Below are 5262 nucleotides of genomic sequence, written 5' to 3'. Positions count from 1 at the left end.
CTTCGACATCGAGGGCCACGACACGGCGCACAAGCTGTCGATCCTGACCAGCCTTGCCTTTGGCACCAGGATCGCCGCCAACGACATCTACATGGAAGGCATTTCCAACATCACCCAAGCCGACATCCGCGCGGCCGCCGATCTCGGCTACCGGATCAAGCTGCTGGGTGTCGCCCAGCGCACCGAGAGCGGTATCGAGCAGCGCGTGCATCCGACGATGGTGCCGACCGCATCGGTCATCGCGCAGGTGCATGGCGTCACCAATGCGGTGGCGATCGAAACCGACATTCTGGGCGAGCTGCTGCTGTCCGGCCCCGGTGCGGGCGGCAACGCCACCGCATCGGCCGTCATCGGCGACATCGCCGACATCGCCAAGAGCCGGCCAGGCTTCCAGCATGGTCCGGTCTTCGGCCGGCCGGCCAAGGAGCTGAAACCCTACAAGAAGGCGCAGATGCGCAGCCATGCCGGCGGTTATTTCATCCGGCTGACCGTGCACGACCGCATCGGCGTGTTCGCGGCAATCGCCAAGCGCATGGCCGACAATGACATCTCGCTGGAATCGATCGTCCAGCACGCAGTCAACGGCGAGGCGGCGGCACAGAAGACGGTGATCCTTGTCACCCACGAGACGACGGAGGCCGCCGTTCGCAAGGCGGTAGACGGCATCACCAAGGACGGACATCTGACCGACAAACCGCAGGTCATCCGCATCGAACGGGCAGGGTAGCTTTGTCCGACAGTCGCGCGGGACAAGAATTCCGCAGGCATTGAGGTCCGGTCTGGAGGCAGGCAGCTGCCACAGACCGGAACGAATTCGCGTCGACGCCGTTCTCTTGGTCACCAACCAGAGGAACCGCTTCATGGCTGACACCAACAAATCCGACACCCCCGATATCGACGACATCCAGAAGACGTTGGAAAAGCAGATTGCCGAACTGCGCAAGGAGATCACCAAGATCAACAAGAGCATTTCGGCGCGGGGCGCGGAGATGCTCGATGACGCCAGCGAACAGGCGTCCGAGTTGTACGACACCGCGGCGAACCGCGCTTCGCGTACGGCGCAACAACTGCGCAGCCAAGCCCAGGCTGTTTCGGAAGTCGCGCGCGAGAATCCTGGTACGACGACAGCTTTGGTCGGCGTGATCGGCCTGCTCGGCTTTCTGGCCGGCTTCGCCATTGCTCAATCGACGAACGATACCTCCCGCCGCTGGTATTGACCGCAGCGCAATAGGGCCGGGCTTCCGGCCTTTTCTGTTGTTTTCAGCAAATCACTTTTAAGGAGGACACCATGGCTTCGTCAGCGTTGATCGGCATCCTGATCACATTCCTCGTCATCATCCTCGTTCTCTATCTGGTTCAACGCCTGCCGCTCGATGGCCGGATGAGACAAATAGTTCAGGTCATCGTCATCATCATCGGCATCATTTCGCTGCTCAAATACCTCGCGGTTTTTTAGGCCGCGAAGGCCGCCATTCTCACCGTTTTAAGACTGGCCCGGCGCGTGGCGATCGGGCCGGTCGTGTTTCAAGACGTAGTTTAATCGATTGATATTGTTGGATATTCGATAATATTCGTGGCAGGTCTTGCCGTTGTCATGCTCGTTTGACAAAACAGGCCCGCCTCCGGCGGGAGGCCGCATTGCCAACGAGGAAATCACCAGATGAATGTGGCCCAGAACATCGTCGCCGGCCTTGACCGGATACTCACCATGGAACTGGTGCGCGTCACCGAACGGGCCGCCGTCGCGGCCGCCAGGCTGCGTGGGCGCGGCGACGAAAAGGCGGCCGACCAGGTCGCCGTGGATGCCATGCGCCAGGAACTCAACCGGCTTTCCATCAGGGGCACGGTGGTGATCGGCGAGGGCGAGCGCGATGAAGCGCCGATGCTCTATATCGGCGAAGAAGTCGGCTCCGGCAAAGGTCCGGCGGTCGATATCGCGCTCGATCCGCTCGAAGGCACGACGATCTGCGCCAAGAACCTGCCCAATGCGCTCGCCGTCATCGCCATCGCCGAAAAGGGCAGCCTGCTGTTTGCGCCCGATGTCTACATGGACAAGATCGCCATCGGTCCGGGCTATGCGGACGGCGTCATCGATATCGATGCCTCACCGGCCGAAAACATCGCCAGCCTCGCCCGCGCCAAGGGCGTGGCTATTTCGGACATCACCACCTGTATCCTCGACCGGCCACGTCATGCCAAGCTGATCGATGCCGTGCGCGCCACGGGTGCCGCGATCCGGCTGATCGGCGACGGCGATGTCGCCGGCGTCATCCACACCACGGATCCGGAAGAAACCGGCATCGATATCTATCTCGGCACTGGCGGAGCACCCGAGGGCGTGCTGGCCGCCGCCGCGCTGCGCTGCACCGGCGGCCAGATGCAGGGCAGGCTGATCCTCGACACACCGGAAAAGGTTGCTCGCGCGGCAAAGATGGGTATTTCCAATCCGAAACGGGTCTATCGGACGGAGGACATGGCGCGCGGCGATGTGCTGTTTGCGGCCACCGGTGTCACCGACGGCAACATGCTGGCTGGCGTCAAGTTCGGCCACAATTACATCACCACCCACACGATCGTGCTGCGCTCGTCGTCGCGGACGGTGCGCGAGATCAAGGCACGCCATCAGGACCTGGATAAGTTCTGACGCTTGCTTGCGAAGCCACCTTGCAATTGTTAGCCATTCGGGCGCACCCGATATTGGCTGCAAGGATTTGACGATGAAACCGTTCGACTGGCACGCGGATCCGATCTCGCGCGCCACCGCCATCACGCAGTCTTATCGCAACACCCAGAATGTGCGTCGCTTTCTCATCCGGGAATGCAGCTACGCATTCAGCTTCGACCGGCCTTTCATGGCCTGGCTCAAGGACGGTGTGGAAACGACGATGGGCGATGCGGCCGACGAATGGCTTCGGCGCCAGGCTGAAAAGCGGAAAGCGCAGTTTTCTTGACACTTCCCGGACGGCGCACACCGTGAATCGCTTGGCTTTGCCTGCCTTTGGCCTATAGAGCGTCGCATGAACGTGACACGATTTAAATCGTTGCCAATGCAGGTCGTCGCCCCAAAACCGCTGCGCACTTTTGGGCGACATGCACTATCGTGCGGCCAACGATGAGTTGGCAAAGCGTATGACCGGCGAAAAGCGCCTCTTCCTCGATGTCAGGCAGTCGGTATCAGGGGTTTCCTGGGAGCACCGGCTGACCGAGCGGCAGGACATGATCGCGCTCGCCATCGCGCAAGGCTACGGGGTACCCGATATCGTAGCACGGGTGCTTGCCGGCCGCGGCGTCACCGCCGAGCAGACCGAGCGGTTTCTCGATCCGACGATCCGCGATCTTCTGCCGGATCCGGCATCGCTGACCGACATGCACAGGGCGGCGGCCCGGATCGCCGCCGCGGTGATGGCCAGGGAAAAGGTGGCGATCTTCGGCGACTATGATGTCGACGGCGCCGCCTCGTCGGCCTTGCTGAAGCGGTTCCTCACGCATTTCTCGGTGCCGTCGGAAATCTACATCCCGGATCGTATTTTCGAGGGCTATGGCCCCAACCCCGACGCCATGCGCGAACTTGTTTCGCGTGGCGCGACACTGATCGTCACCGTCGATTGCGGCACCAACAGCGCCGCTTCCATCGATGCCGCCAATGAGGCCGGGGCCGATGTCGTGGTGCTCGACCACCACCAGGTCGGCGGTGCCTTGCCGGCGGCAATCGCTGTCGTCAATCCCAATCGCGACGACGACCTTTCCGGGCAGGGCCATCTCTGTGCCGCCGGCGTGGTCTTCCTCGCCCTTGTGCAGACGGCCAGGATCCTGCGTAGCCGCATGGCCGATGCTACGCCGCCGGACCTGCTTTCGCTGCTCGATATCGTGGCATTGGCCACCGTTTGTGACGTGGTGCCGCTGACCGGCGTCAACCGTGCCTTCGTGGTCAAGGGGCTGCAGATGGCGCGCCAGCAGAAGAACGAAGGGCTCGCGGCACTGGCACGGGTGTCGCGCATCGGCGAGCCGATCAGCACCTTCCATCTGGCCTATCTGATCGGCCCGCGCATCAATGCCGGCGGACGCATCGGCGATGCCGCACTTGGCAGCCGGTTGCTTGCGACCGACGACCCGGTCGAGGCGCGCACCATTGCCGAGACGCTCGACCGGCTCAACCAGGAACGGCAGCTGATGGAGCAGGAGATGCTCGCGGCGGCGCGCGCCGAGGCCGATGCGGAGCTCGCCGGCGGCAATGGCCCGGCTATCGTCGTCACCGCCAGCAACAGCTGGCATCCGGGCATCGTCGGTTTGCTCGCCTCACGGCTGAAGGATCATGCCCGCCGGCCCGCCTTCGCCATCGCCTTCAACGCCAACGGCATCGGCACCGGCTCGGGCCGCTCGGTCTCGGGTTTCGACCTCGGCCGGCTGGTGCGCGAGGCGGCGATTGCCGGTCTGATCGTCAAGGGTGGCGGGCATGGCATGGCGGCGGGCATCACCGTCGAGCGGGCGAGGCTTGGTGAGCTCAGGGCGTTTTTCGAAGAGCGGGCGGCAGCCGACGTGTTTCGCCTGCAGGGCGAGGAAAGCCTGGCCATAGACGGTGCGCTTGCCGCTGAAGGCGCGACACTCAGCCTACTCGACGCGCTGGAACAAGCCGGACCTTTCGGTGCCGGGCACGTGGCCCCTGTTTTCGCGTTGCCGCGCCACCGGTTGGCCGATGCGCGGCCGGTCGGCACCAATCACATCCGCGTCGAGCTGCAATCGGAAAGCGGCGGCCGGATCCAGGCGATCGCCTTTCGCGCCGTCGATACCGCGCTTGGCGAATTCCTGTTCAAGAACCGGGGCAAGACAATCCACGTCGCCGGTTCGCTGTCGGGAAATTACTGGAACGGCAACCGCACCGTTCAGTTTCGTATCACCGATGCGGCTCGTGCGTAGGTGTTGATCAGGCGAGAACTGTCTGCAGCCGGGTCAGTTCGCCGATCTGCGCCATCGTCGCCTGATAGCCGAGATTGATCGCCTCGTCGGCGCGGTGGAACTCGGTCAGGCCGATATGGCTGAGCTTCGGCTGTAGCGACATGTCTGGCGGATCGCCGGCAAGTCTTGCGCGCGAAATGCGGTCCTGGATGATGTTGAAGGCCTCGACCATGACGCCGGTGATGCCGAGCCGGGTCTGATGCGACTGGTGTTCGGGATCGCCATGTCCGGCCCTCGGCGCGTCCTTTTCGACGACCAGTTCGCCAGCGCTGTGCTTGATGACGGCGGCACGGCCGAACAGGTCATAGT

General features: G+C 63.1%; 6 protein-coding genes and 1 pseudogene. 6 read left to right on the top strand and 1 reads right to left on the bottom strand.

Annotated features, from left to right (window positions below):
- From EN879_RS40085 to recJ, 6 genes are all read left to right on the top strand, one after another.
- Nucleotides 1–727: homoserine dehydrogenase (locus EN879_RS40085; protein WP_245493849.1), on the top strand; the 727-nt coding region annotated here is incomplete at its 5' end.
- A 133-nt stretch (nucleotides 728–860) separates the two neighbouring features.
- Nucleotides 861–1217 (top strand): hypothetical protein, encoded by a 357-nt coding sequence (locus tag EN879_RS22080; RefSeq protein ID WP_024505708.1) that lies wholly within the window; start codon nucleotides 861–863, stop codon nucleotides 1215–1217.
- A gap of 71 nt (nucleotides 1218–1288) precedes the next feature.
- Nucleotides 1289–1456 carry a Thivi_2564 family membrane protein gene (locus EN879_RS22075; protein ID WP_013531988.1) on the top strand — a complete coding sequence of 56 codons (168 nt, stop codon included), beginning with the start codon at nucleotides 1289–1291 and terminating at the stop codon, nucleotides 1454–1456.
- A gap of 204 nt (nucleotides 1457–1660) precedes the next feature.
- Nucleotides 1661–2644, top strand: coding sequence for a class II fructose-bisphosphatase (gene glpX / locus EN879_RS22070; protein ID WP_013531987.1), 984 nt, complete (start codon nucleotides 1661–1663; stop codon nucleotides 2642–2644).
- Between the two features lie 73 nt (nucleotides 2645–2717).
- Nucleotides 2718–2951: a DUF6434 domain-containing protein gene (locus EN879_RS22065; RefSeq protein WP_063167872.1), complete on the top strand. Its 234-nt coding sequence runs from the start codon at nucleotides 2718–2720 to the stop codon at nucleotides 2949–2951.
- A 178-nt stretch (nucleotides 2952–3129) separates the two neighbouring features.
- Entirely contained in the window at nucleotides 3130–4914 is a 1785-nt protein-coding gene (recJ, locus tag EN879_RS22060) for a single-stranded-DNA-specific exonuclease RecJ (protein WP_063167873.1), read from the top strand.
- Between the two features lie 7 nt (nucleotides 4915–4921).
- Here recJ and EN879_RS22055 read toward each other — a convergent pair.
- Nucleotides 4922–5262 (bottom strand): annotated as a pseudogene (locus EN879_RS22055) (Patatin); the annotation flags it as partial.

Source organism: Mesorhizobium sp. M7A.F.Ca.AU.002.02.1.1, assembly GCF_003998535.1.
In the GTDB taxonomy this organism is placed as follows: Bacteria; Pseudomonadota; Alphaproteobacteria; order Rhizobiales; family Rhizobiaceae; genus Mesorhizobium; species Mesorhizobium ciceri.
Note: the sequence above shows the minus strand (reverse complement) of the source record. Positions and strands in the feature narration are given on the sequence as shown.